Origin of the sequence: Achromobacter mucicolens (assembly GCF_029866465.1) — a bacterium.
GTDB lineage: Bacteria > Pseudomonadota > Gammaproteobacteria > Burkholderiales > Burkholderiaceae_B > Achromobacter > Achromobacter mucicolens.
In genome coordinates this window covers 2,257,204-2,280,760 of the sequence record NZ_CP123364.1, presented here as the reverse complement: position 1 = coordinate 2,280,760, position 23,557 = coordinate 2,257,204, and the positions used below count along the sequence as shown (strand labels likewise).

Genomic DNA, 23,557 nt, shown 5'->3' with positions numbered 1-23,557 from the left:
AACCACCCGTGGGACACGCCCTGTTACACAGGGCTTGCACTCAGGGCGACGAACATCGGGCTTGGGGCCCGATGTCTTCTGCTGGACTGCGGGGCTATTTGCCCTGCGGCGCCAGACCGGCCGGTTCTCCCGGACCCGGAATGTAGATGGTTTGCACCTCGGGGGCCACGGCCGGTTGGGCCCAGTCCTGAGTGATCTCAGGCGCAGGGGCCGGTCCCAACAATTTCTGGCGTTCCCAGGGTTCCAGCAGAATATTGGTGCTGTCGACGAGCCGCATCAGCCGGCCATCGGGGCCGAACTGCAGCAGCGCTTCCTTGCGGCTGTACAGGCCGTCGGCGACAAAGGTGATTTTGTGGGACCAGAGCATCAGCACCGTGCCGTCGCTCTGTTTGAACTGTTGGGCAGGCGGAGCGGTCAGCGCGCGCGCGGCCTCTTCCACCGTCGTCTGACCGGGCGTCAGGGTCGACAGCTTGCTCGGATCGAAGTTATGACCCGTTGCCGCGCAACCCGCGACAAAGGCCGCAATCGCGGCCGCTGCCAGAAGATGTAGATAACCTCGCATACCCTGCCTATTTGCCGGTCTACCCGGCGTCAGAAAGATTCCCAATCGTCGTCCGAAGGCGCCTGCCGCCGGCTTGCGGCCGGTGCGGATGCGGGCTTCGGGTCGGTCTTCGCGGCGGGCGCGGAGCGCGTCGCCGCCGGTCTGCGCGGCGGCCGCGCCGCCGAGGCGCCTGCGGCCGGCTCGGACTTGGTGGCCGTGCTGTGCGCCAGCCGCACCGCGGCGGGCCTGGCTGCCGGCGCGGCGGGCGCCGGCGCAGGCTCGGGCTCCCGCGCGGGTGTCCCGGCAGCCGCCGGCGCCGCCACGCGGGCGGCCGGCCGATGCTGCTGGGCCAACTGGCGCGCCGGCACTTCGATGACTTCGCCCGCATTGATCTTGAACACGGCCACCGCTTCGGCCAGGCGCTGGGCCTGATCCTGCAGCGAACCCGCGGCGGCCGCGGCCTCTTCCACCAGCGCCGCGTTCTGCTGCGTCACTTCGTCCATCTGCGAAACCGCGCGGTTGACCTGGTCGATGCCGCTGGACTGCTCTTCGGACGCCGCCGAGATCTCGCCCATGATGTCCGTCACGCGCTTCACCGAGGCCACGATCTCCTGCATCGTCGCGCCGGCGCGTTCAACCTGCTGCGACCCGGCGCCGACCTTGGAGACCGAGTCCTCGATCAGGCCCTTGATTTCCTTGGCCGCCTGCGCGCTGCGCTGCGCGAGCGAACGCACTTCGCCCGCCACCACCGCAAAACCCTTGCCCTGCTCGCCGGCGCGGGCCGCTTCCACGGCGGCGTTCAGCGCCAGGATGTTGGTCTGGAACGCGATGCCGTCGATGACCGACACGATTTCCGAGATCTTGCGCGAACTGGCCGAAATACCTTCCATGGTGCTGACCACTTCCGCCACTGCCGAACCGCCGCGCTCGGCCACGTCCGATGCGCTGGCCGCCAGCTGGTTGGCCTGGCGGGCGTTGTCGGCATTCTGCTTGACGGTCGACGCCAGCTGCTCCATCGATGCGGCGGTCTCTTCCAGGGAGGCCGCCTGCTCTTCCGTGCGGCTGGACAGATCCGTGTTGCCCGCCGAGATCTCGCGCGAACCGACGTTGATTTCGTCCACGCCACGGCGCACCGCGGAAACGGTCCGCGCCAGGCTTTCCTGCATGCGCTTGACTGCCGCCATCAGCGCGCCGACCTCGTTCGTGGAGTTGACTTCCACCCGCACGGTCAGGTCGCCGGCGGCGATCTTGTCAAAGCTCTCGCCCACGGCGCGCAGCGGACGCAGCACGACGCGGTTCATGAAAAGGAACGCGCCCAGCGACACGGCCAGGATCAGCAGTGCCAGGGCGATGTACACGTAGGTCATCGTCGACGCATGCGCGCGCGACGTCTGCAACATCTCTTGGCTGTACTTGTTGATGTTCGCGGAGAAGTCGGTGAGCTGCTTGAAGAACGCGCCGCTGGCGGCGCCCGCCTTGGTGTTCTTGAGCGACAGGTAGGTCGCGGCATCGCCCTTGTCCAGCGCGGCCATCATGCTTTCCAGCGACTCGGCAAAGCCGTTGAACGCGGAAAGCAGCTGGCCTTCCGACGCGCGGCCGACCTCGGTGGTCTTCGGAATCGCCTTGAAGGTCTCCATCTTCTTCTTGGAGTCCGCGATCAGCTGCTGGACGATGCGCGAGTTCTCGGCGGCGCCGCTCGTGTCGCCAGCGGCGCGTTGCGCGGCGGCAATGTCGGCGCGCACGGTCGCGCGCAGCATCTGGGTGTACGAATCCTTGATCAGATTGCTCTGCTGCACGCTCAGAGAATCCAAGGCGTCGATCGCCCGGGTGTTGGACTGCATGCTGTTCCAACCCAGGACAATGGCAACGAGCGCGGCCAGGGCAACTGCCAACTGGGCCAGCATCAATCCGGTGCGCACCTTCAGATTGCTAAACATTTCCGTAGTTCCGGTAGCCGTCCCGGCGGCGCTTTCGAGGCCGCCGGGCCGTAAAAGGGGTTTTCCTCTACTGCCTGTTCAATGCACTGACGCCCACTACAACCGTCAGAAAGATTCCCAATCGTCGTCCGAGGGCGGCGGACGGCGCGTGGCGGGCTTGGGCGCGGCTGCCGGCGCGTCCGCGGCATCCGCTGCGCGCGCTGCCGGCCGGCGCATCGGGCGCGCGGCGGTCGCGCCCGCCGGCTTGGGCCGGGCCACTTGCGTCAAACGCGGCGCGGGCGCGGCCTTAGGCGCGGGCGCGGGCTCGGGCTGCGCAGCCGGCTTGGCGGGTTCTTCCTGTGCGGGCTTGGGCGCGGCCATCAGCGGCGCGCTGCGTTGCTGCGCCAACTGGCGCGCGGGCACTTCGATCACTTCGCCGGCGTTGATCTTGAACACGGACACGGCTTCGGCCAGGCGCTGGGCCTGCTCCTGCAGCGAGCCGGCGGCGGCCGCGGCCTCTTCCACCAGCGCCGCGTTCTGCTGCGTCACTTCATCCATCTGCGACACCGCGCGGTTCACCTGGTCGATGCCGCTGGACTGCTCTTCGGACGCTGCCGAGATCTCGCCCATGATGTCCGTCACGCGTTTCACCGACGCCACGATTTCCTGCATCGTGGAACCGGCGCGTTCGACCTGCTGCGAACCGGCGCCCACCTTGGTCACGGAGTCTTCGATCAGGCCCTTGATTTCCTTGGCGGCCTGCGCACTGCGCTGGGCCAGCGAGCGCACTTCGCCCGCCACCACCGCAAAGCCCTTGCCCTGCTCACCCGCGCGGGCCGCTTCCACGGCGGCGTTCAGCGCCAGGATGTTGGTCTGGAATGCAATGCCGTCGATGACAGACACGATCTCCGAGATCTTGCGCGAGCTGGCGGAAATCTCCTGCATCGTGTTGACCACTTCCGACACCGCCGAACCACCGCGCTCGGCCACGTCCGACGCGCTGGCGGCCAGCTGGTTGGCCTGGCGCGCATTGTCCGCGTTCTGCTTCACGGTCGAGGCCAGCTCTTCCATTGAGGCGGCGGTCTCTTCCAGCGAAGCGGCCTGCTGCTCCGTGCGGCTGGACAGGTCGGTGTTGCCCGCGGAGATTTCCCGCGCGCCCAGGTTGATCTCTTCGACACCGCGGCGCACCGAGGCCACCGTGCGCGTCAGGCTTTCCTGCATGCGCTTGATGGCGCCGAACAGGTGACCGATTTCGTTGGTGCTGCGCACTTCGATGCGGCCCGTGAAATCGCCGGCCGAAATCTTCTCAAAGTGGTCGCCGGCTTCATGCAACGGGCGCAGGACGGTGCGGCTGATGAAAATCCAGCAGCCCAGCGCCAGAACCAGGGCGATGGCCAGCATCACGATGGTCACGGTGCGGGAAATGTTGTGATCGGCTTCCGCCTGCGCGATGAGCTCGTCGGTGCGCGTGTCCGTGAACTGCAGCACGTTGTCCACGGCCGTGCGGAACGCGGTGTTGGCAGCCCCGCCGGCGTCGTTCAGGTCCAGGTAGTCTTGAATGGCCAGATTCTTCAGCGCGGCGGCCTGGCGGCGGTAGACGTCATCGAACTGCTTGTAGGCGGCGTCCAGCTTGGCCACGATCTCTTCGGAACCCGCCATGCGCGGCGCCTTGCGGAAGGCATCGAACAACTTCAGGCCATCGGCCATGAGGCCGTCGGCGCGCTGGGCCTGCGAGGTCGACTGTTCGGTCTTGCCCTGCTGCATGTCCATCAGCGAATTGGCAAGCAGCAGGCGTCCGCGCAGGAACGTGCTGTAGGCGCGCTGCAGTTGCGCCGCCTGGTTGGCATAGGCTTCGTTGACCTGTGCCAGCTTGTCGCTGCCGGAGTTCAACCCCATCCACGCCACCCCGTTCGAAATGAACATGGCGCCCGTGAAGAGCAACAGCACCAGAATGATACAAGTGCGAACTTTCAAATTTCCAAGCATGAAATATCCGAGCGTTAAGCAACGAAGAACGACACAACCCACCCTATACGCACTACGGACGCCCCGGCCCTTGGCCGGCAGCGTCCGAAAAATGCGCCTGTCGCGGTGCGGACACGCCGCGCCGCGCTGAAACCTACCGCATCACTTGCGGCTGAACAGGCTGGAACCCTGAATGGTCATGAAAGCAGCCGAAGCCGCCTGCAAGGCCACCTGGCGCAGCGCGAGCTGGCTGGCGCCCGCGTAGTAATCCAGGTCTTCCAGATCCGACAGCGACTTCGAGTACGACAGGCCCTTCTGCGTGCCGGTGGCGTCCAGCGCCTCCAGCTCGTTCAGGCGGGCGCCCACCGACGCGCCTACGGTCAGGACGTTGTCGTAGTTGGTCGCGAGTTTCTTGTTCGCCGTCGCCAGTTCGTTGTTCAGACGCGCCAGCGCCTTTTCATCGCCTGCGATGGGCGAATCCAGGACCTTGATGAGGTTGTCCAGGGTGTTGAACAGATCCACATCGGCCGATTGGATGCTCTCGACATCGATCACGTCGCCATTTTGCGGCGTGCCTTTGACCACCACGGCGACGCCGCCGAAGTCGATGCTGGCGCCTTCCTTGTATTCCGTGGGACCGGCCGGCGGCGCGGGCGTGATCACCGGCGGCACGGGCGGGGTGGCCGACGGGTCGGTCGTGATGACGCGATAGCCCATGTTGCCCGTGGCGGGGTCCGATTCGAACTGCAGGCTGAAATTCTTGCCGATGTTGGGGTTGCCCGGCGTGACCGAGACCGTGCTGAACTGCGCGGTGCCGCCGTTGGCCGCAGACGCCGTGCTCACGTACGCCGTCGAACCCGGATTGGCGCGATTGAAGATGTCGCTGCCCAGGTCGCTGGTGGACAACTGGCGCGACTGGTCGACCTGCACGGTGCGCTCGCCGGTGGCGCCGCTGTAGACGATCTTGCCCGTCGCGTCCTGGGCGTAAGGCACCACGCTGCCTTCATAACCCGAGAACATATATTGGCCGTTGCCGTCGGTGCTGTTGGCAAGGCCCAGCAGCGCGTCGCGGGCGCTCTTGAGCGCCGTGGACAGCGCCTGGCGGTCGCTGTCGGCAAACGTGCCGTTACCGGCCTGCACGACGCGCGTGCGCACGTCCTGCAGCGCGGTGGTGATGGAGTCCAGGACGTTGGCTTCCTGGCCGAGATTGGTCTTGGCCGTGTTGCGGTTCAGCCCGTACGTCGTGTTCATGCTCTGCGTCTGCGCGACGCCGATCGACAGGGAAGCCGCCAGCGGATCGTCCGCGGGGGTGAGGAACTTGCGGCCGCTGCCAACCTGTTCCACCAGGCGATTCATGTCGGATTCCTGGGCGAGAACGCCGCTCAGGCCGTTCGTGTACATCATCGTGGTGCTCAGACGCATGGTGCAGCTCCGAAATGCTTTCTAGTATTCACAGTCAACGTTCTGATCAGCCGCGCAGGCCCAACAGCGTGTCAAAAATGGTGCTCGCCACATCGATGATGCGGGCGCTGGCCTGGTATTGCTCCTGGTACAGCGACAGGCTTACGTATTCTTCGTTCAGGTTCACGCCCGACACCGCCTGCTGCGCGGCCGTCGTCTGCTTGATCAGGTTGACCTGCGCCGTGGCGGCCGTCTTGATCTGCTGCGTCTGCACGCCGACCGTGTTCACGACCTGCGCAAACATGTCGTTGATGCTCATCGTGCCGTGGCTCAGCACCTTGCTGGTCTGCAGCTGCGCCAGCTTCAAGGCGTTCTTGCCGTTGGCATCGCCGCCGTCCAGGTCCGCCGCGGCAACCTTGTCGGGATCGGTGATCAGCACGTTGATGTCGCGGGCCGCGTTACGCGTCGGCGACAGCGACCACTTGTCGCCGGCCTGGGGCGGCGCATTGATGGTCAGCGTCACGCCCATCTCGCTTTCGAGATTCAGCGTGGCGGTGGGCGGCGTGCCGGTGGCCGGGCCGTTGTAGACCTGCGAGCCTTCCGGCATGCGCACGACCTGGTAATTGGTGCCGTCGAACGAGATCTCGTAGTCCTTGGCATTGACGTTTGCCAAGTCGGTGAATTCGCCCGAGATCTGCGCGTTGCTCTTGTTTGCCGTATTGGGCACGCTCTGCGGCGAACCAATACTGAAGAAGTCCGTGCCCGGATTGCCGCCCTGGTCCAGACCCTGCTTGTGCTGCTCGTTGAACGACAGCGCCAGGCCGACGGCCATCTGGCCAAGCTGGTTCTGCATGACGTCCAGCGACGAGGCGCGGAACTGCAACAGGCCGCCCAGCTTGCCGCCGGAGATTTCGGTGTCGTTCATCTCGACCGCGATGGTCTTGCCGGTGCCCGCGGGCAGCGTGTACGCAATGACCGTGCGGCCCGCGTCCGAGGCGGACGGCACTGCCTGCAGCGGGTAGAGGGTGTTGCCCGACAGCAGCGACTGCCCGCCCTTCGTGAGCGAGATGCTGATCTTGTCGCCCTGCTCGTAGGTCGTGATGCCGATGAGCTGGTTCAGTTCCATGACGGCCTGATCGCGCTGGTCGAGCAGGTCGTTGGGGGGGCTGCCGCCGGCCTTGCCGGCCGCCAGCGAAATCTGCTGGTTCAGGTCGTCGATGCGGGTCAGGTAGCTGTTGACCTGGTCGACCGTGGTGCTGATCTGCGAGTTCAGGCCTTCACGCTGCTTCTGCATTTCCGAGTAGGCCGAGCGGATCTGCGTCGTCAGGCTGTTGGCCTGGCCGAGCAGGTCGGCGCGCGCGGCGGGATCCGCCGGCTTGCTGGCCACCGTGTTCATGCTGGTGAAGAAATTGGTCAGACCCGGGGCGATGCCCACGGTGCGGTCGGAGAACAGGTTGTTGATCTGCGAGACCTGGTCGAGCTGCGCCTGGAGCTGGGCGCCGCTGCCGTTCGCGCCGACGAGCTGCTTGTACAGGAAGCTGTCGTAGCTGCGAACGACGGTGTCGACCTGGACGCCGCGGCCGATGTAGCCGTTGGCGGTCGCCTGGGCGCCCGCGGTCGAGGTCATGACGCGCTGGCGGTTGTAGCCGACCGTGGTGGCATTGTTGATGTTGTGGCCGGTGGTTGCCAGGCCCGCTTGCGCCGCGTTCAACCCGCCCAGTGCCGTTTTGTACAAATTCATGCTGACAATGCCCCGTATGTAACCGCAGCTGTTATCTCTGGATACCCCGTTTACGGCAGGAGCTCACCCAAATTTAGAGTCCTTCCAGCATCCGGCGTGAATTTTCCACGTTGGATGCCGCGCCCCGCAGCTGGCCCATGATGCCGATGAGCTTCTGGGCATAACGCGGGTCCGTCGCGTAACCGGCGTCCTGGATCCGGCGCGCCGCCTCGATCTCGTTGCGGGCCGTCGTCACGCTTTCGTAGCGCGGGCTGTTGCCGATCAGGCGGGCGTAGTCGGCGAAGGATTCCTCGTACGACGCGTAGGCCCGGAACGGCTGCGTCACCTTGCGGGCGACGCCGTCTTCGTATTCGGTGGTCAGCACATTGACGACCTTGCCCTTCCAGCTGGGACCGGCCTTGATGCCGAACAGGTTGAAGCTGGTGCTGCCGTCGGCGTGCTTGATCTCTCGCTTGCCCCAGCCGGATTCCAGGGCCGCCTGGCCCATGATGAGGCGGGCCGGCACGCCGCTTTGCTGCGACGCCAGATTGGCCGCGCGCGACATCTTGGACACAAAATCGACCACGTGCCCGGGCGCGCCTTCCGCCGCGGCCAGCGCGCGGTCGGCGGGCCGGTTGTTGCGCATCACGTTCAGCAACGCGGACACTTCACGCGATCCGCCTGTCTGGAAGTCCAGATCGCCGCCCTGCCCGATGCGCTTGATCGCTTCGTCGGACATCTCGCCGGGCGTGCCCTGCTGCATCTGCGCCAGGATGGCCTGCGACAGGCCGATGCCGGGCGAGGCCAGGTGCAGCGCCAGCTGCTCATCCGCCATGGATTGCAGCATCTGCGTCTGCTGGGAGTCGAACAGCCCCTCTTTCGGCGTGGCCTCGCGCATGCGCTTGACCATCATCTGCAGGAACAGCGCCTCGAACTGCTTGGCGACCTGTTTTTGCTGCTCGGTGCCGGCAGGGTCTTTCTTGACGTCGCGCTTCAGGTCCGACAGGCGGCCCATGTCGAAGACCGAGTCCTGCCGGGTGCTGGCGCCTGCCGCGTCGTTGGTGTAAGCCATGTCCGTCAGATGATTTCAAGTTCGGCGCGCAGCGCGCCCGCGCTCTTCATCGCCTGCAGGATGGCCAGCAGGTCCTGCGGCGTGGCGCCCAGGGCGTTCAGGCCCTTGACCACGTCGGCCAGGTTGGCGCTGGTGCTGACGCGCTGCAGCGAACCGTTGTCCTGGCGCACTTCGATCTGCGTATTGGGCACCACCACCGTCTGGCCTTGCGTGAACGGCGTGTCCGGCTGAACCACTTCGTTCTGGCGGTTGATGATGACCGACAGGTTGCCGTGCGCGACGGCGGCCTCTTCGATCATGACCGTGCGGTTCATGACGACCGATCCCGTGCGGGCGTTGATGATGACTTTGGCGACCGTGGGCGCGCGGGTGACCTGCAGGTCTTCCATCTGCGACAGGAAGCGGGCTTGCGAGCCCTGCTCCATGGGCGTGCGCACCTGAATCACGCGGCCGTCCAGCGCGGTGGCCGTGCCCTGCCCGAACCTGCGGTTCAGGGCGGTGGCCACGTTCTGCGCCGTGCCGAAGTCGGTGTTGTTCAGTTCGACATGCACGTAGCCGTCGCGCGTGAACGTGGTGGGCACGCCGCGCTCGACGATGGCGCCCGCGCTGATGCGGCCGCCGTTCAGCTGGTTGATCTGCACGCTGGAGCCGCCCGCGGAGGCGCCCGCGCCGCCGACCAGGATGTTGCCCTGGGCAATGGCGTAGACCTGGCTGTCCGCGCCCTTGAGCGGCGTCATCAGCAGCGTGCCGCCACGCAGGCTCTTGGCGTTGCCCATCGAGGACACCACCACGTCCAGCGTCTGGCCGGGCCGCGCAAACGCCGGCAAGGTGGTCGTGACCATGACGGCCGCCACGTTCTTTAACTGCATGTTGCTGCCGGCGGGCACCGTGATGCCCAGCTGCGACAGCATGTTCGTCAGGCTCTGCTGCGTGAACGGCGTCTGGCGCACCTGATCGCCGCTGCCGTCCAGACCCACGACCAGGCCGTAGCCGATCAGCTGGTTGCCGCGCACGCCCTGGATGCTTGCCAGATCCTTGAGCCGTTCGGCGTGCGCCGCGCCGGCGCCCGCGGCCAGGCCGACGGCCACGCACACCCGCGCCAACAGGGACAGCAAGGTGGATATCGGAGTCGGTTGTTTCATGATTTAGAACGGCGAGGCGATCAGGAAGAAGCGTTGCAGCCAGCCCATGGTCTGAACTTCGTCCATGACGCCCTTGCTGCGGTATTCGATGCGCGCATCGGCCACTTGCGTGGACGACACGGTGTTCGTGCCCGTGATGGAGCGCGGATCGACCACGCCGGCAAAGCGCACGTATTCGCTGCCGCGGTTGATGGCGATCTGCTTTTCGCCGGCAACCTGCAGGTTGCCGTTGGACATCACGCCCACCACCGTGGTGGTGATGGTGCCGGTGAAGGCGTTGTTGGCGCTGCTGTCGCCCTTGCCCTGCGACACGTTGCCGCCGTTGGCTTCCGTGTTCAGGTTGGCGTTCGCCCAGCTGTCCATGAAGGACGGCGCGGCGGCGATGCCCAGGGTGGCCGAGCCGGTGCGGTTGGTGTTCGTCGCCACGTTCTTGGACGCATTGGTGCGCTCGTTCAAGACGATGGTGACGATGTCGCCCACATTGCGCGGCCGGCGGTCTTCGAACAACGGGTAATTGCCGTATGTCGTGGGCTGGTAGATCGAGCCCGTGGGCTGCGCCATCGGCATCGGCGGCGGCGGCGGCGCCGCCGTCGTCGGCCCGGTCACGATGGGCTCGGGCGGGATGATGGCGCAGCCAGCCGCTAGCAGAGCCAGCGCAGACGCAAATACCAGGCGCAGGACAGACATGGGCATCACAGTTGGGTCAGGCGGGCCAGCATTTCGTCCGACGTCTTGACGGCCTTGCTGTTCATTTCGTAGGCGCGTTGAGTCGTGATCATGTTGACCAGTTCCTCGGCGACGTTGACGTTGGAGGTCTCGACATACTTTTGCATGATCGAACCCGCGCCGTCCACACCGGGCTGAAGCAGGTTCGCCGGGCCCGACGAGTCGGTTTCCAGGTACAGGTTTTCGCCAATGCTTTGCAGGCCGGTCGGGTTGATGAAGGTGGCGATCTGCAACTGGCCGATCTGCACGTTCACGCCGGCCGCGCCGGGTTGCGTCACCGACACCATGCCGTCGTTGCCGATGGTGATGGACAGCGCGTTGTCCGGCACGTTGATCGGCGGCTGGATGACGTAGCCGCTGACGGTCACGAGCTGGCCGTTCTGGTCGCGCTGCAGGGCGCCGTCACGGGTGTAGGCCTGCGTGCCGTCGGGCAGTTCCACCGGCAGGAAGCCGCGGCCGTTGATGGCCACGTCCATTTCGCTGCCCGTGTTGTTCAGGTTGCCGGTCGAGTGGATGCGCTCGGTCGCGGCCACGCGTGCACCGGTGCCCAGCTGCAGGCCGGACGGCAGTTGCGTGGCGTCGCCCACCTGGGCGCCGGGCTGGCGCAGCGTCTGGTACATCAGGTCCTGGAACACGGCACGGCCGCGCTTGAACCCATTGGTGGAGACGTTGGCCAAGTTGTTGGAAATCACGTCCATGGAGGTCTGCTGACCTTCCAGGCCCGTCTTGGCGATCCACAGCGAACGCATCATGATGAGAAACTCCGGTGCCGCGGCTTGGCCGCGAACAAAATGTTTATTTAAATCAGGCGCTTACGGACAGAATGCCGTTGGCGCGTTCCGCATTGCGGTCCGACTGCTGAATCACCTGCATCTGCTGCTCGAAGCGGCGGGCGTTTTCGATCATGCCCACCATCGACGCCATCGGATTGGTGTTGCTGCCTTCCAGCACGCCCGACAACAGGCGCAGGCCGGGATCGGCAGGCAGCGGCGGCGCGGGCTGGCCATTGACCGGCGCCATGCGGAAGACACCGTCGTCGCCGTGCACCAGCTGCTTGTTGTCCGGATTGACGAGCTTGAGCCGGCCCAGGTTCAGGATGTTGTTCGGCGCGTCGCCGGCGCCCAGCGCCGTGATCGTGCCGTCGGACGTGATGGTCAGCGCGGCCTGGTCGGGCACGTCGATGGGACCGCCCTGGTCCGACAGGACCGGCTGGCCCAGCGACGTCTGCAACAGGCCGTTGATGCCCACCTGCAGGCTGCCGGCGCGCGTATAGGCTTCGCCCTGCGGGGTCTGCACCGCGATCCAGCCGGCTTCGCTGGACAGCGCCACGTCCAGGTCGCGGCCCGTGGTCTGCATGGTGCCCATCTGAAAGCTGTTGCCGGGCGTGGACGCCACCGTCGAAACACGCGTAGGCAGGCTCACCCCGTCCGTCACCGGAACCGAGCGGTACAGCGCGATCTGCTCGCGAAAGCCCGTCGTGTTCACGTTGGCCATATTGTTGGAGAGCGCGGCCTGATGCTCCGTGATCCGCGCTGCGCCATTCATGGCGGTGTAGATGATTCGATCCATTGCCTATTCCGTGGGTGTCGTCGGTGTCGTCACTTGCCCAGCGGGCATTACTTCAGGTTCATCAGGACTTGCATGATTTCGTCCTGGGTCTTGATGGTCTGCGAATTGGCCTGGTAGGTGCGCTGGGCGATGATCATGTTGACCAGCTCGCGGCTCATGTCCACGTTGGACGCTTCCGTTGCCTGGCCCACCACCGTCGACATGCTGTTGGTGCCGGGCTGGCCCAGGATCGGCTGGCCGGAGGCCGCCGTTTCCTTCCAGGCGTTGTTGCCCACGGGCTGCAGACCCTGCAGGTTCGAGAAGTCGGCCAGAACCAGCGTGCCGACGACCTGGGTTTCGCCGTTGGTGTAGCTGGCAACCAGGCTGCCGTCGCTGCTGATGTTGATGCCGCTGAATTCGCCGGACGTGTAGCCGTCGGGCTTGGCGACCAGCTTGTAGTTGCTGCCGTATTGCGTCGTGCCGGTGTAGTTGACCGCGATGTTCAGCGGATCGGCCGGGGTGGCGGTGCCGCCAGGCTGGGCGAACGTCAGGTTCACGATCGGCGCGCTGGTCAGTGTGCCGGCGTTGTTGAACGTGAATTGCTGGGGGTTGCCCCACACGCCGCCGGCTTCCGTCGTGGGCGCCATGGCCTGGCCGTCCATCGTGTAGTACACGTCGTACACGCTGGTGCCGGCCGTGGCTTCACGCTTGACGAAGTACTGCATGACCTGGTGCGAGTTGCCCAGGGAGTCGAACACCGTCATGGGCGAGGCGTTCGTGTAGGTGCTGGAGATCTTGGGATCGAACGGCTTGCCGATTTCCGTGACGGCGGCGGTGTAGTCCACGAAGCCGGGGATGTCTTCCAGCGCGCCAGCGGTAACCTGACCCGTGCCGTCGATCGTGACGGTGTTCGGCGCCGTGCCGTACGTGGCGGCCGGCGGGTTGCCCGGGGTCCACGTCAGGGCGCCGCCGGCGGCCTTGGTGAACGTGTAGGCGGTGCCGCCCAGCGTGACCGAGCCGGGAACGGCCGGCGACGTCACGGTGTCGACCTGGTAGATGACCTTGGCGTTGGCGTCCAGGTTGGCCACGGTGGTGGCGGTGCTGGTGGCCTGCGGTGCCACGTTGGCGGTCGGCAGTTGCAGTTCGACCGGGTTCGCGCCGATCGCGCCCGCGGGGTAGCCGGTCAGGCGGTAGCCTTGGGCGTTCACGATGAAGTTGTTCTTGTCGACGAGAAACTCGCCGTTGCGCGTGTACATGACAGAGCCGCTCTGGTCGGTCACGCGGAACATGCCCTTGGCGCCATCGATGGCGATGTCGTATTCGCCGCCGCCGCCCGTCACCGCGCCAACCGTGAAGCGCTGGTTGATGGCCGCGACCTTGACGCCCAGGCCCACGCGCGAGCTGGCGTAGACGTCAGCGAACGATGCGGTCGCCGACTTGAAGCCGACGGTGCCCGAGTTGGCGATGTTGTTGCCGATGACGTCCAGGTTCTGCGCAGCGGCGTTCAAGCCGCTCAATCCTTGTCCGAAGCCCATGTTTACTCTCGCTAATCTTTAGTGGAAAAGCCGCCGCCCGTGCGCCGGCACCGATTCATATTCGCCCGTTCAGGCGCCGATCACCTTGCGCACGTCCAGCATGCTGGTCTGGCCGTCCAGGCCAAGATCCAGGCGCAGGCCGTTGGTGGAGTAGGCCACGCTCTTGACGTTGCCGTAGCTCAGCACTTCCGTATTCACCTTCGCGCCTTCCGCGTCGGTGGCCAGCACGGACACGTTGTAGGCGCCCGCTTCCAGCGCCACCCCGGCGTCGTTCTTGCCGTCCCATTCCAGCGTGTACACGCCGGTCTTCTGTTCGCCCAGCTCGATGGTGCGAACCACCGCGCCGTTCGAATCGGAAATGCGAACCTGCACCTTGGCGGCGTCGCCCTGCAGGTCCAGGCCGTAGGGCGTGACCACGCGGTCCGCCGGGTTGGCGCTGTCCACGCCGACCTTGACCTTCGTGCCCGGGATCAGGACGCCCTTGCCGATCATCGACACGGCGTTCATCGACTGGGACACGTCGATCTGGCCGCTGATGGCCAGCATGGTGTTCTTCAGGTTGGTGATGCCTTCCACCGTGGAGATCTGCGCCAGTTGCGACGTCAGCTCCGCGTTCTGCATCGGGTTCAGCGGATCCTGGTTCTTGAGCTGCGTGACCAGCAGCTTCAGGAACTGGTCCTGCAGGCCCTGCGCGGTGCTCGCGCTGTTGGCGCCGGTTTGCGCCAGGCCCATGGCCGTGGTGCTCGTGGTTTGATCGACGGTGGTCATGGATACACTCTGGCTGGAAATTAGGACTGGCCGATGGTGAGCGTCTTCTGCATCAACGCCTTGGCGGTGTTGAGCACTTCGACGTTGGCCTGGTAGGACCGCGATGCCGCGATCATGTTGACCGTTTCGGCCACCGGATCGACGTTGGGCATGCTGACGTAGCCCTGGGCGTCGGCCAGGGGATGCTTCGGGTCGTAGACCTGTTTGAGGGGCGACTGGTCCTGGACCACACCGGCCACGCGCACGCCGCCGATCTCCTGGCCCAGCGCCTGACCCGCGGCGGGGTTGACCTGGAACACGACCTGGCGCGCACGGTACGGCTGGCCGTCCGGGCCCACCACGCTGTCGGCGTTGGCCATGTTGCTGGCCGCCACGTTCATGCGCTGCGACTGCGCGCTCAGCGCCGAGCCGGCGATATCGAAAATGCTCAACAAGGACATTGCCTGTTGCTCCCTTTAAAGATCAATCCTGAATGGCGGTCTGCAGCCCGCGGATGCGGTTGGAGATGAGCTGCATCGTGCTCTGGTAATGCAGCGTGTTGTCGGCGAACTGCACGCGCTCGATGTCCATGTCCACCGTGTTGCCGTCCATGCTGGGCTGGTACGGCAGGCGGTACAGCAGATCCGTCGGGCCCTGCGACACGGCCTTGGCCGGAATGTGGCGGGCGGAGGTCAGCTTGAGCGACGTGTCGGGCAGGCGCATCGTGCCTTCGATGGCGGCTTGCATCGCCGCCTTGAAGTCGATGTCGCGCGCCTTGTAGTTGGGCGTGTCGGCGTTGGCGATGTTCGAGGAAAGCACTTCCTGGCGCTGCGCGCGCAGTGCCAGAGCCTGCTGGTAGAACCGGAAATCTTCGTTGAGCCTGTCGAGCATCGTGGCGCCTTGAATACGTTGCAAATCAGATAAAGCGAGGGACACCGGACACACCGTTATCCCATTGGATGACGGCATGATAGGGGCCGGACTGGTAACACAATCAGCCAAATAACCCGTCATTTCTCATCCAATTCACGTATTGCCGAAAGCCGCCCACTTCTACAATTCATCCATCATGAAAATCTCTGCACGACTCCTTCACGCGCGCGCAGGCCTGGCTGTCCTGCTTCTGGCCTCGGCGGGCGCCGCCCAGGCCCAGGCGGCGGCCACCCAGGCGCCGGAAGCGATCGTCATGGCGGCCCAGACCTATCTGCAGGAGCAGCTGGCCTCCCTGCCCGGCCAGGCGTCCATTGCCATTGATCCGCCGCGCACCGACCGGCTGGCGCCCTGCGACACCTTGTCCCCGTTTCTGCCTTCCGGCATGAAGCTGCGCTCGCGCATGACCGTCGGCGTGCGCTGCAATGCGGCCAAGGGCTGGACCGCCTATGTGCAGGCGACCGTCAGCGTGGCCGGCCACTATTACGTGGCCTCGCGCCTGATTGCCGCCGGCCAGGCCCTGACCCCGGCAGACCTGGACGCCCGCGACGGCGATCTGGTCGCCCTGCCCCCCGGCGCCATCACCGACCCGCAGGCGGTGGCCGGCATGACCGCCGCGTTCCGCATCAACGCCGGCCAGCCCATCCGCAGCTCCTCGCTGCGCAACGCCCAGTCGGTGCAGCGCGGCACCAACGTGCGCATCAACGCGCGAGGCAAGGGATTCACGGTCAGCAGCGAGGGCGAAGCCCTGGAAAACGCCCCGCCCGGCGCGGTGGTCCAGGTCAAGACGGCGGGCGGTCAAGTGGTCAGCGGTATCGTCCGAAACGCCACCCTGGTGGAAATACAGCTCTAGATAATGTTACAAATCGCGTTGCGGCGGGTGTGTATATACCCTAAAGTTCCTTCGCCCCTTGTCGTTACAGAGACATAAGTAGGCGGATCCGTCGCAAACCGACCCAGGACGCCCTGCGGAGAAAACCTTGAAAATCAATTCGACCACCAACCGGCCCCTGGCGGCCGACGCCGTCGGTGCACGCGCCGAGTCCGCGGTCAGCCAGGCCTATGGCGCCGGCAGCGCCACCGGCTCGAGCAGCTCGCAAGTCGCGCTGAGTTCGGCGTCGCGCAAGATGCTGGCCCTGCAAGACGGCTCGAACGACATCAACGTCGAGCGCGTCGCCGCCATCCGCGCCGCGATCGCATCCGGGCAGCTCAAGATCGACACCGGCCGCATCGCCGACAGCCTGATCGCCAGCGCCCGCGACCTTCTGAAATAGCCTGCCCTTTCTTTATATAGAGCCGTCTGTCATGAGCCTCGTCGATTCCCTGCAATCCTGCATGAAGCAGGAAGACACCCTGATCTCCGAGTTCTCCTCGATCCTCGAGGAAGAAACCGAGGTCCTGGTCAGCCAGGGCAGCGTCGAGGCGCTGAACCAGATCACCGAACGCAAGCGCGGCATCGCGCAGCAATTGGTCGACCTGAGCCAGACCCGCGACAACCTGCTCACGGAAATCGGCCTGCCCACCGGCCACGTCGGCACCGAACAGGCCGCGGCGCAGTATCCGCAGCTCTCCGGCGTCTGGCAGGCGCTCCTGTCCAAGTCGGCCTCCGCCAGCGAAATCAACATGCGCAATGGCGCCCTGATCGACGTGCACCTGCGCTATACCCAGCAGTCGCTGGACGCCCTGCGCAACGTCGGCGTCGGCAGCGCCTCGACCTACGACGCGCAAGGCCGCGGCGCCCGCAGCGCGCCGGGCCGCCGGCCGATCGTGGCGGGCTGAACGCTCCAGCCTCCCAATAGAAAACGGCGTGCCTGGCACGCCGTTTTTTTGTTTGCGGCCGCCCGGTCGCCGGGCGCGGCTTCACGCCCCGCCCGTCATCTCCAGCAGCGCAAACATCTTCAGCAGCGCCACCGGCAGCATCTTGCCGGACAGCTTGCGTTCGGTGCCCACGATGCCCGACAGCGGGCCGCGCACGACGTCGGCCGCTGGCGAATGGGCCAGTTGCCAGCAGGCGGCGCCCAGCTGGCCGGCCATCAGCGACTGGCGCGCCAGCGTGTGGGCGCCGTCGACCGCGGGCAGCGCTTGCCACGCATTGGCCATGTAGCGGAACGCGGCCTTGGCCTCGTCTTGCAGGACCAGCCAGCGCGCGATCGTCGCGGCGTCGGCCTGCGAGGCCGGCAGGTTGGTGGCGCCGAACAACTGGCCAGCGACCTCGCCGGTCACGGTGTCGATCAGCCGCGCGCAGATGAGGCGCACGCTGGCGCCCTGCCCCTTGCCCGGCAGCACGACTTCGGTGCCCGATGCCCACAGCGCGAGCGGCACGGTCTTGCCGCCCGCCGCGAGGCGCAGGCCCGGCATGTCGCCGGGCTGGCCCACGGGCAGATAGCCCACGCTCTTGCCGACAGCATTCAGGTTGGTCGGGCACTCGTCCTGGATCACCCGCAGGCCGCCCGGGCAACGAGCCACCCACGACACGCCCTGCTCGGAGAATGGTTGCCACAGCGCAACCGTGCCCGCTTCCAGCATGTGAACCAGCGGCACGGACTGCAGGCGCTCGCCCAGCCACGTCACGCGCGATTGCAGGGCCAGCGCCGGATCCGGCTGGGCCGGCGCGGCAGGCGCAAACGAACTCAGCATGCCGTGCGGCAGCACCAGTTGCTGCGCGGGGGCGGCAAGCGCGGCGCCACGATCGCTCATCAGCAGTGCGCCGAGCAGCGCGCCGCCGGGCAAGGCGTCGCCCTTCATGGCGGTCTTGCCGTGCATCACAAGCAGGTTGCGGGTGCAGGCGGCGGAGAATTCCCGGCGCGCCATCGACAGCGGCTCGTCGCCCAGCGCGGCCAGGCTGGAACCCGCGCCGTCGCTGACGTATTCACGCCAGGCGGTGCGCGCCTGCAGGCACGCCGGGTCGTTGTCCAGCCACGAAATCGTATCGTCCAGGCTTTGCGCCGCGGCAATCGACCCCGCCCCCGCCTGCTGCGGCAGGATCGCCGAGGCCAGCAGTTGGCGGCGGCGCGCCGGATCCACGGCGTCCGGTTCGCGCGACGACGACACCAGCGACGCCAGATCGGCCTCGCTCGGGGTGTACAGCGCACGGGCGCGCTCCACCATCGAGAACGCGCGGTCGATCAGCACGTCTGCGCGCGCCAGCTCCATGTGCTCGGGCACTTTCTGGCCGACGGACATGTAATGGATCGGCAAGCGGTGGCGGATGGCGGTGTCCAGCGCCGCGCCCAAGCGCGTGGCTTCGTCCAGCTTGGTGATGATGCAGCCGGCGACGTCCTCGCCGACGCCATTGCGGTAGGCGTGCGCGACCTCGTCGAGCGTGTCGCCCTGGCTGGCGGCATTGAGCACCAGCAGCCGGCGCACCGGCTTGCCCGCGTTGCACAGCATCGACGCCTGCTCGGCCACCAGGCGGTCGCGCTGGCTGATGCCGGTCGTGTCGATCAGGACGATCTTGCGGTTGCCCAGCTCGGCCAGGATGCGGCGCAACTCGCCGGCATCGCGCACCGAATGCGCGGGCACGCCCATCAGGCGGCCGTAGATCTGCAATTGTTCCAGCGCGCCGATCCGGAACAGGTCGGTCGTCAGCATGGCGACCTGCTCGCGACCCTCGCGGGCCACGCAGCGCGCGGCCAGCTTGGCCAGCGTCGTGGTCTTGCCCACGCCGGTGGGGCCGACCAGCGCGTACACGCCACCGGCCAGAAATTCGTCTTCGGAACGCACCACCGGCAGGTGCGTCACCAGCTCATTGCGCGCCCAGCTCTGCGCCGCCTCGGCGGAGAGACCTTGCGGCAGGCGTTCGACCAGCGTGCGGACCAATTTGGTGCTGAACCCCGCATCCAGCAGGCTGCGGAATAGCGCGGCGGCGGCCGGCTCCCGGCCCGGACCCTGACGTCCGCCCCACAGCAGGCCGTCCATGCGGGTTTCGAGCGCTCCGCGCAACGCGCTGATGGCATCCTGCAGACCGGCGGCGGTATCGGCAGCCAGCGGCGCGGGCGGCAAACCCTGCGGCGGGCGGACCGGCGCGTCCGGCATGCGGCCCATGGAAGGTGCGGCGGACAAGGAGGCCGGTGGCGCGGCGGACAGGGGCGACGCGGCCGGCGGCATGGCGGGCGGCTGCGCAGGTGTGACGGGCGCCGCGGCGTAACCGCGCGGCGCCTGGTAAGCGGTCGCGGGCGCGGCGGCCATTGCGGCAGCCGCCGGCGCGACAGACGCGGCCATGCGCTCGGGCATGGCGTGTTCCGGCGTCATGCGAGCGGCCGGCGCGGGCACGGGGGCTGCGGCGGCCGAAGGACGGATCGGCGCAAGCGGCGGCAACTCGACGCGGATGGGCGCGGCCGGCTCAGGTGCGGCCGGCTGAGGCGTGGCCGGCTGAGGTGCGACGTGCTGCGGCGCGACCTGCTGAGGCGCGGCGTGCTGAGACCCGACCGGCTGAGACCCGACCGGCACGGCGGCGGCGGGCGCAGCCGTTGCCGAACCCGGTATCGCAGAAGCCGGCGCGAAGTCCATCGGCGATGCCAACGTTTCCGACGCAGGCTGCGCGGACGCCGCATAAGCGGACTGGTAGGCGGCAATGGACCGCGCCGGCGCCGCGTAGCTGGCCGGTGACATGGCCGGCGACATGGCTGGCGGCATCCCCGGCGGCATGGCCGGCATGTTGGCCGGCGCCCCTTGCGGCCGCTCCATCCCGGCAGGCGCGCCGAACGACGGTGCCGCGGCTGGGCGCTGCGGCGCGGGCTGCGCATGAGCCGGCGCCTCGCGCGGCGGCGTCTGCGGTGGCGGCGCATCGTCGAACGCGCCATCAACGGTGGCCAGCACCTCGATGCCGCCCTCGACGCTGCGGTTCGACACGATCAACGCGTCCGGCCCGAGGGCCTCGCGCACCTGGCGCATCACGTCACGGGTGTTTGCCCCGTAAAAGCGGCTGATCTTCATTGCCCATTGCTCCCGCCGATCAGCGCCGTCACGCGGACGATGCGCTCATCGGGAATTTCCGTATTCGACAAGACGCCCAACTGCGGCAGATGATGGCGCAGGAAGCGCGACAGCGGCGCGCGCAACACCGGCGACACCAGCAGCACCGGCGCATTGCCCTGCGATTCCTGCCGTTCGACCGCCGCCTGCGCCTCGCGCAGCAGCGTGTCGGCCAGACCCGGCTCCAGGCCGCCGCTGGTCGTCATGGCCTGCGACAGCACGCGTTCCAGCTTCACATCCAGCCCGATCACGCGCAGCTCGCCCTCGCCCGGGAACCACTGCTGCGTGATGGCGCGGCCCAGCGCGCGGCGCGTCAGCGCGATCAATTCGTTGATGTCGGGCTGACCACCCGAACCGGCGGCCAGCGCCGCCAGACGCGGACCGTGCTCGGACAGCGTGTCGATGATGGTGCGCATGTCGCGGATCGGCACTTCTTCGGACAGCAGGCCCTGCAGCACCTTCTGCAGCGCGGTCAGCGACAGCGTCTTGGGCACCAAGTCCTCGACCAGCTTGGGCGCGTCGCGGCCGATGCGATCCAGCAGCTGCTGCACTTCCTGGCGGCCCAGCAGGTTCGACCCGTGGCGGTGCATCAGGTGATTCAGGTGGGTGGCCACGACCGTGCCCGCATCCACCACCGTATAGCCGGCCACCTGGGCCTGGTCGCGCAGCGAACTGTCGATCCACAGCGCCGGCAGGCCGAACGCCGGATCGGTCGTCGGCGTGCCCTTGATCTGCATGGTCACGCCGCCCGGGTCGATGGCCAGCCACTGGCCGGGCATCGCCACGCCGTTGCCCACTTCCACGCCCGACAGCAGGATGCGGTAATCGTTGGGCTTGAGTTCCAGGTTGTCGCGGATGTGCACGACCGGCGGCAGAAAGCCCACGTCCTGCGCAAACTTCTTGCGCAGGCTGCGGATGCGGTGCAGCAGCTCGCCGTTCTGGGCGTGGTCCACCAGCGGGATCAGGCGGTAGCCGACCTCCAGCCCCAGCTGGTCCACCATCGACACGTCTTCCCAGCTTGCCTCGGCGGCCGCGGCCTGCGCCTGGGTGATCGCCTGCGGCGGTATCTCTTCGGCCGCCACCGCGGCGGCCTGCTTGCGTTTGAGCAATGCCCAGCCGCCCCAGCCCAGCGCGCCGGCCAGGGTCAGAAAGGCGATGTGGGGCATGTTGGGGATGAGACCCATGATGCCGATGATGCCGGCGGTCAGGAACAGCACGCTCGGGTTCGAGAACAGCTGGCTGATGATCTGCTGGCCGATGTCCTGGTCCGTCGACACGCGCGACACGACCACGCCGGCAGCGGTGGAGATCACCAGCGCCGGGATCTGGGCCACCAGGCCGTCACCGATGGTCAGCAGCGTGTAGACGCGGCCGGCTTCGCCCATGGACATGTCGTGTTGCGCCACGCCCACGACCAGGCCGCCGATGACGTTGATCGCCATGATGAGCAGGCCGGCGATGGCGTCGCCGCGCACGAACTTGCTGGCGCCGTCCATCGAGCCGAAGAAGTCCGACTCCTGCGACACTTCCGCGCGGCGCTTGCGCGCCTCGTCCTCGCCGATCAGGCCGGCGTTCAGGTCCGCGTCGATCGCCATCTGCTTGCCGGGCATGGCGTCCAGGGTGAAGCGCGCGCCGACTTCGGCGATACGGCCCGCACCCTTGGTGATGACGATGAAGTTGATGATGGTCAGGATGATGAAAACGATGATCCCGACCGCGAAGTTGCCGCCCACGAGGAAGTGGCCGAAGGCCTCGATCACCTTGCCCGCGGCGTCCGGACCCGTGTGACCATGCAGCAGCACGACGCGCGTGGAGGCCACGTTCAGCGACAGGCGCAGCAGCGTCGCAAACAGCAGCACGGCCGGGAACGCGGCAAAATCCAGCGGCTTGCGCGTGAACATGGCCACCAGCAGGATCATCACGGACAACGCGATGTTGAAGGTGAACAGCAGGTCCAGGAGGAACGTGGGCAGGGGCAGCACCATCATGCCCAGCACCATCACGATCAGGATGGGACCCGCCAGCAGCCGCGCGTGCGTGCCGCCGTTACTCTTCAACATGGTGAGCAGTGCGCTCATTCCTTAAACTCCTTGTGCTGCGGTTTTTGCCTGCGGGTCCAGTTCGGCTGGCACGTTCAGTTTCGTGGGGGCCATCGGTTCATGCCCCCAGCCCGAACGCCAGGATCGTAGCTGGAATACCCATGCCAGCACTTCCGCCACCGCGGTATACAGCTCGGCCGGGATTTCTTGTCCCAGCTCGACGTGTTGATGCAATGCGCGCGCCAGCGGCGGCGCTTCCAATGTGGGAATCTTGTTCTCGGCGGCCAGTTCGCGGATCTTCGCGGCGATCAGGCCCGTGCCCTTGGCCAGCACGCGCGGCGCGCCGCCCTTGGACTCGTCGTACTTCAGCGCCACTGCGTAGTGCGTCGGGTTCGTCACGACGACATCGGCCTTGGGCACCTCGGACATCATGCGGCGGCGGGCGGCCTGGCGCTGCTGCTGCCGGATACGCGCCTTGACGTGCGGATCGCCTTCGCTTTCCTTGTGTTCCTGCCGCACGTCCTCCTTGGACATCCGAAGCTTCTTCAAATGGCTCCAGATCTGCCAGGGCACGTCCAGCAAAACGATGATGAGGAGCGAGGCCACGATGAAGGCGCAGCACATCGCCACCAGGCTGAGCGCCTTGGTCAGCGCGGCCGACGGCGCCACGTGCATCAGCCCGAGCATGTCGTCGTGATACCGCCAGATGACCCAGACGGCCACGCCGCCGACCAGCATGGCCTTGGCCAGCGCCTTGATCAGCTCCACCACCGTCTGCGACGAGAACATGCGCTTCAAGCCCGCCAGCGGGCTGAGCTTGGAGAAATTGGGCTGCAAGGGCTTGGTCGAAATGACCAGGCCGCCCAGCACGACGCTGGACAGCACCGCCACCACCGCCAGCAGCCCAAAGATCGGTAACAGCACCATCAGCGCGTGACCGAAGCCGCTCACCGCCTGCTCGACCATCACCCCCGGATCCAGCGCGACACGCTGATCGAACGCCAGCCCGCTGCGCAGCACGCCGGTCAGGCCCTGGTACAGCGATCCTCCGCCCGCCCAGATCGCCGCAACGCCTACCGCCAGCATCATGAACGTGCCCAGTTCCCGGGAACGCGCAATCTGCCCCTCCTCGCGCGCCTTTTCCAGGCGCCTGGGAGAGGCGGCTTCGGTTTTCTCGAGGTCGCTTTCTTCGGACATGCTCTACGGGATTGTTGCGGCTCGCTGACGTGGGAATGCAAGCCGCCCGCCGAGATTCTAGGAGGCGCCGGGGGTTGGCGATATGCCAAGAAAAGGGGGGAAAG

Annotated in this window: 20 protein-coding genes; 3 read left to right on the top strand and 17 right to left on the bottom strand. The window is 66.7% G+C overall.

Annotated elements, in window-relative coordinates; translation table 11 throughout:
- Positions 1-94 precede the first annotated feature (94 nt).
- The 14 genes from QEP15_RS10320 to flgB all read right to left on the bottom strand — a co-directional run bounded on the left by QEP15_RS10320 (position 95) and on the right by flgB (position 15,204).
- On the bottom strand, positions 95-562 hold the full coding sequence (locus tag QEP15_RS10320; protein ID WP_056316644.1) for a hypothetical protein: 468 nt from the start codon (positions 560-562) through the stop codon (positions 95-97).
- Positions 563-591: 29 nt separating this feature from the next.
- The gene (locus tag QEP15_RS10315; protein WP_280148752.1) at positions 592-2,478 is read right to left on the bottom strand and encodes a methyl-accepting chemotaxis protein; all 1,887 of its coding nucleotides are present in this window, start codon (positions 2,476-2,478) and stop codon (positions 592-594) included.
- Between the two features lie 105 nt (positions 2,479-2,583).
- A complete protein-coding gene (locus QEP15_RS10310; protein ID WP_280148751.1) occupies positions 2,584-4,443 on the bottom strand; it encodes a methyl-accepting chemotaxis protein in 1,860 nt (619 codons plus the stop codon).
- Positions 4,444-4,584: 141 nt separating this feature from the next.
- Entirely contained in the window at positions 4,585-5,844 is a 1,260-nt protein-coding gene (gene flgL / locus QEP15_RS10305) for a flagellar hook-associated protein FlgL (protein WP_056316635.1), read from the bottom strand.
- 46 nt (positions 5,845-5,890) lie between these two features.
- Positions 5,891-7,564, bottom strand: a complete 1,674-nt coding sequence (gene flgK, locus QEP15_RS10300; protein ID WP_056316633.1) for a flagellar hook-associated protein FlgK — start codon at positions 7,562-7,564, stop codon at positions 5,891-5,893.
- A 73-nt stretch (positions 7,565-7,637) separates the two neighbouring features.
- Entirely contained in the window at positions 7,638-8,615 is a 978-nt protein-coding gene (gene flgJ, locus QEP15_RS10295; RefSeq protein ID WP_142055718.1) for a flagellar assembly peptidoglycan hydrolase FlgJ, read from the bottom strand.
- A 5-nt stretch (positions 8,616-8,620) separates the two neighbouring features.
- Positions 8,621-9,757 (bottom strand): flagellar basal body P-ring protein FlgI, encoded by a 1,137-nt coding sequence (locus QEP15_RS10290; protein ID WP_056316626.1) that lies wholly within the window; start codon positions 9,755-9,757, stop codon positions 8,621-8,623.
- Positions 9,758-9,760: 3 nt separating this feature from the next.
- Positions 9,761-10,450, bottom strand: coding sequence for a flagellar basal body L-ring protein FlgH (locus QEP15_RS10285; RefSeq protein ID WP_056316623.1), 690 nt, complete (start codon positions 10,448-10,450; stop codon positions 9,761-9,763).
- A complete protein-coding gene (gene flgG, locus QEP15_RS10280; protein ID WP_056316620.1) occupies positions 10,450-11,235 on the bottom strand; it encodes a flagellar basal-body rod protein FlgG in 786 nt (261 codons plus the stop codon). The genes QEP15_RS10285 and flgG overlap by 1 nt, the downstream gene beginning before the upstream one ends.
- Positions 11,236-11,287: 52 nt before the next feature.
- Positions 11,288-12,052 (bottom strand): flagellar basal body rod protein FlgF, encoded by a 765-nt coding sequence (locus QEP15_RS10275; RefSeq protein ID WP_056316617.1) that lies wholly within the window; start codon positions 12,050-12,052, stop codon positions 11,288-11,290.
- Between the two features lie 47 nt (positions 12,053-12,099).
- Positions 12,100-13,566 (bottom strand): flagellar hook-basal body complex protein, encoded by a 1,467-nt coding sequence (locus tag QEP15_RS10270; RefSeq protein ID WP_280148750.1) that lies wholly within the window; start codon positions 13,564-13,566, stop codon positions 12,100-12,102.
- Between the two features lie 69 nt (positions 13,567-13,635).
- A complete protein-coding gene (locus QEP15_RS10265; protein WP_056316612.1) occupies positions 13,636-14,334 on the bottom strand; it encodes a flagellar hook capping FlgD N-terminal domain-containing protein in 699 nt (232 codons plus the stop codon).
- A gap of 20 nt (positions 14,335-14,354) precedes the next feature.
- Positions 14,355-14,774 (bottom strand): flagellar basal body rod protein FlgC, encoded by a 420-nt coding sequence (gene flgC, locus QEP15_RS10260; RefSeq protein WP_056316609.1) that lies wholly within the window; start codon positions 14,772-14,774, stop codon positions 14,355-14,357.
- Between the two features lie 22 nt (positions 14,775-14,796).
- The gene (gene flgB / locus QEP15_RS10255) at positions 14,797-15,204 is read right to left on the bottom strand and encodes a flagellar basal body rod protein FlgB (protein ID WP_056316606.1); all 408 of its coding nucleotides are present in this window, start codon (positions 15,202-15,204) and stop codon (positions 14,797-14,799) included.
- 178 nt (positions 15,205-15,382) lie between these two features.
- Here flgB and flgA point away from each other — a divergent pair, with 178 nt between their 5' ends.
- From flgA to QEP15_RS10240, 3 genes are all read left to right on the top strand, one after another.
- A complete protein-coding gene (flgA, locus tag QEP15_RS10250) occupies positions 15,383-16,096 on the top strand; it encodes a flagellar basal body P-ring formation chaperone FlgA (RefSeq protein ID WP_056318671.1) in 714 nt (237 codons plus the stop codon).
- A 127-nt stretch (positions 16,097-16,223) separates the two neighbouring features.
- A complete protein-coding gene (gene flgM / locus QEP15_RS10245; protein WP_056316603.1) occupies positions 16,224-16,517 on the top strand; it encodes a flagellar biosynthesis anti-sigma factor FlgM in 294 nt (97 codons plus the stop codon).
- A gap of 31 nt (positions 16,518-16,548) precedes the next feature.
- Entirely contained in the window at positions 16,549-17,022 is a 474-nt protein-coding gene (locus QEP15_RS10240; protein WP_152384172.1) for a flagella synthesis protein FlgN, read from the top strand.
- 81 nt (positions 17,023-17,103) lie between these two features.
- Here the strand turns inward: QEP15_RS10240 and flhF are convergent, their stop codons facing one another.
- Genes flhF through flhB form a run of 3 tightly spaced genes read right to left on the bottom strand, consistent with a single transcriptional unit; the run spans position 17,104 to position 23,453 of the window.
- Complete coding sequence (gene flhF, locus QEP15_RS10235; protein WP_152384171.1) at positions 17,104-20,178, bottom strand: flagellar biosynthesis GTPase FlhF; 3,075 nt, start codon at positions 20,176-20,178, stop codon at positions 17,104-17,106.
- Positions 20,175-22,295: a flagellar biosynthesis protein FlhA gene (flhA, locus tag QEP15_RS10230; protein WP_175212083.1), complete on the bottom strand. Its 2,121-nt coding sequence runs from the start codon at positions 22,293-22,295 to the stop codon at positions 20,175-20,177. The genes flhF and flhA overlap by 4 nt, the downstream gene beginning before the upstream one ends.
- Before the next feature lie 3 nt (positions 22,296-22,298).
- The gene (gene flhB, locus QEP15_RS10225; RefSeq protein ID WP_056316590.1) at positions 22,299-23,453 is read right to left on the bottom strand and encodes a flagellar biosynthesis protein FlhB; all 1,155 of its coding nucleotides are present in this window, start codon (positions 23,451-23,453) and stop codon (positions 22,299-22,301) included.
- Positions 23,454-23,557: the final 104 nt, after the last annotated feature.

Excerpts from the sequence above, each read along its gene's own strand:
- QEP15_RS10320 (WP_056316644.1), bottom strand. The coding sequence starts at position 562 with ATGCGAGGTTATCTACATCTTCTGGCAGCGGCCGCGATTGCGGCCTTT.
- QEP15_RS10315 (WP_280148752.1), bottom strand. The coding sequence starts at position 2,478 with ATGTTTAGCAATCTGAAGGTGCGCACCGGATTGATGCTGGCCCAGTTG.
- QEP15_RS10310 (WP_280148751.1), bottom strand. The coding sequence starts at position 4,443 with ATGCTTGGAAATTTGAAAGTTCGCACTTGTATCATTCTGGTGCTGTTG.
- flgL (WP_056316635.1), bottom strand. The coding sequence starts at position 5,844 with ATGCGTCTGAGCACCACGATGATGTACACGAACGGCCTGAGCGGCGTT.
- flgK (WP_056316633.1), bottom strand. The coding sequence starts at position 7,564 with ATGAATTTGTACAAAACGGCACTGGGCGGGTTGAACGCGGCGCAAGCG.
- flgJ (WP_142055718.1), bottom strand. The coding sequence starts at position 8,615 with ATGGCTTACACCAACGACGCGGCAGGCGCCAGCACCCGGCAGGACTCG.
- QEP15_RS10290 (WP_056316626.1), bottom strand. The coding sequence starts at position 9,757 with ATGAAACAACCGACTCCGATATCCACCTTGCTGTCCCTGTTGGCGCGG.
- QEP15_RS10285 (WP_056316623.1), bottom strand. The coding sequence starts at position 10,450 with ATGCCCATGTCTGTCCTGCGCCTGGTATTTGCGTCTGCGCTGGCTCTG.
- flgG (WP_056316620.1), bottom strand. The coding sequence starts at position 11,235 with ATGATGCGTTCGCTGTGGATCGCCAAGACGGGCCTGGAAGGTCAGCAG.
- QEP15_RS10275 (WP_056316617.1), bottom strand. The coding sequence starts at position 12,052 with ATGGATCGAATCATCTACACCGCCATGAATGGCGCAGCGCGGATCACG.
- QEP15_RS10270 (WP_280148750.1), bottom strand. The coding sequence starts at position 13,566 with ATGGGCTTCGGACAAGGATTGAGCGGCTTGAACGCCGCTGCGCAGAAC.
- QEP15_RS10265 (WP_056316612.1), bottom strand. The coding sequence starts at position 14,334 with ATGACCACCGTCGATCAAACCACGAGCACCACGGCCATGGGCCTGGCG.
- flgC (WP_056316609.1), bottom strand. The coding sequence starts at position 14,774 with ATGTCCTTGTTGAGCATTTTCGATATCGCCGGCTCGGCGCTGAGCGCG.
- flgB (WP_056316606.1), bottom strand. The coding sequence starts at position 15,204 with ATGCTCGACAGGCTCAACGAAGATTTCCGGTTCTACCAGCAGGCTCTG.
- flgA (WP_056318671.1), top strand. The coding sequence starts at position 15,383 with ATGAAAATCTCTGCACGACTCCTTCACGCGCGCGCAGGCCTGGCTGTC.
- QEP15_RS10240 (WP_152384172.1), top strand. The coding sequence starts at position 16,549 with ATGAGCCTCGTCGATTCCCTGCAATCCTGCATGAAGCAGGAAGACACC.
- flhF (WP_152384171.1), bottom strand. The coding sequence starts at position 20,178 with ATGAAGATCAGCCGCTTTTACGGGGCAAACACCCGTGACGTGATGCGC.
- flhA (WP_175212083.1), bottom strand. The coding sequence starts at position 22,295 with ATGAGCGCACTGCTCACCATGTTGAAGAGTAACGGCGGCACGCACGCG.
- flhB (WP_056316590.1), bottom strand. The coding sequence starts at position 23,453 with ATGTCCGAAGAAAGCGACCTCGAGAAAACCGAAGCCGCCTCTCCCAGG.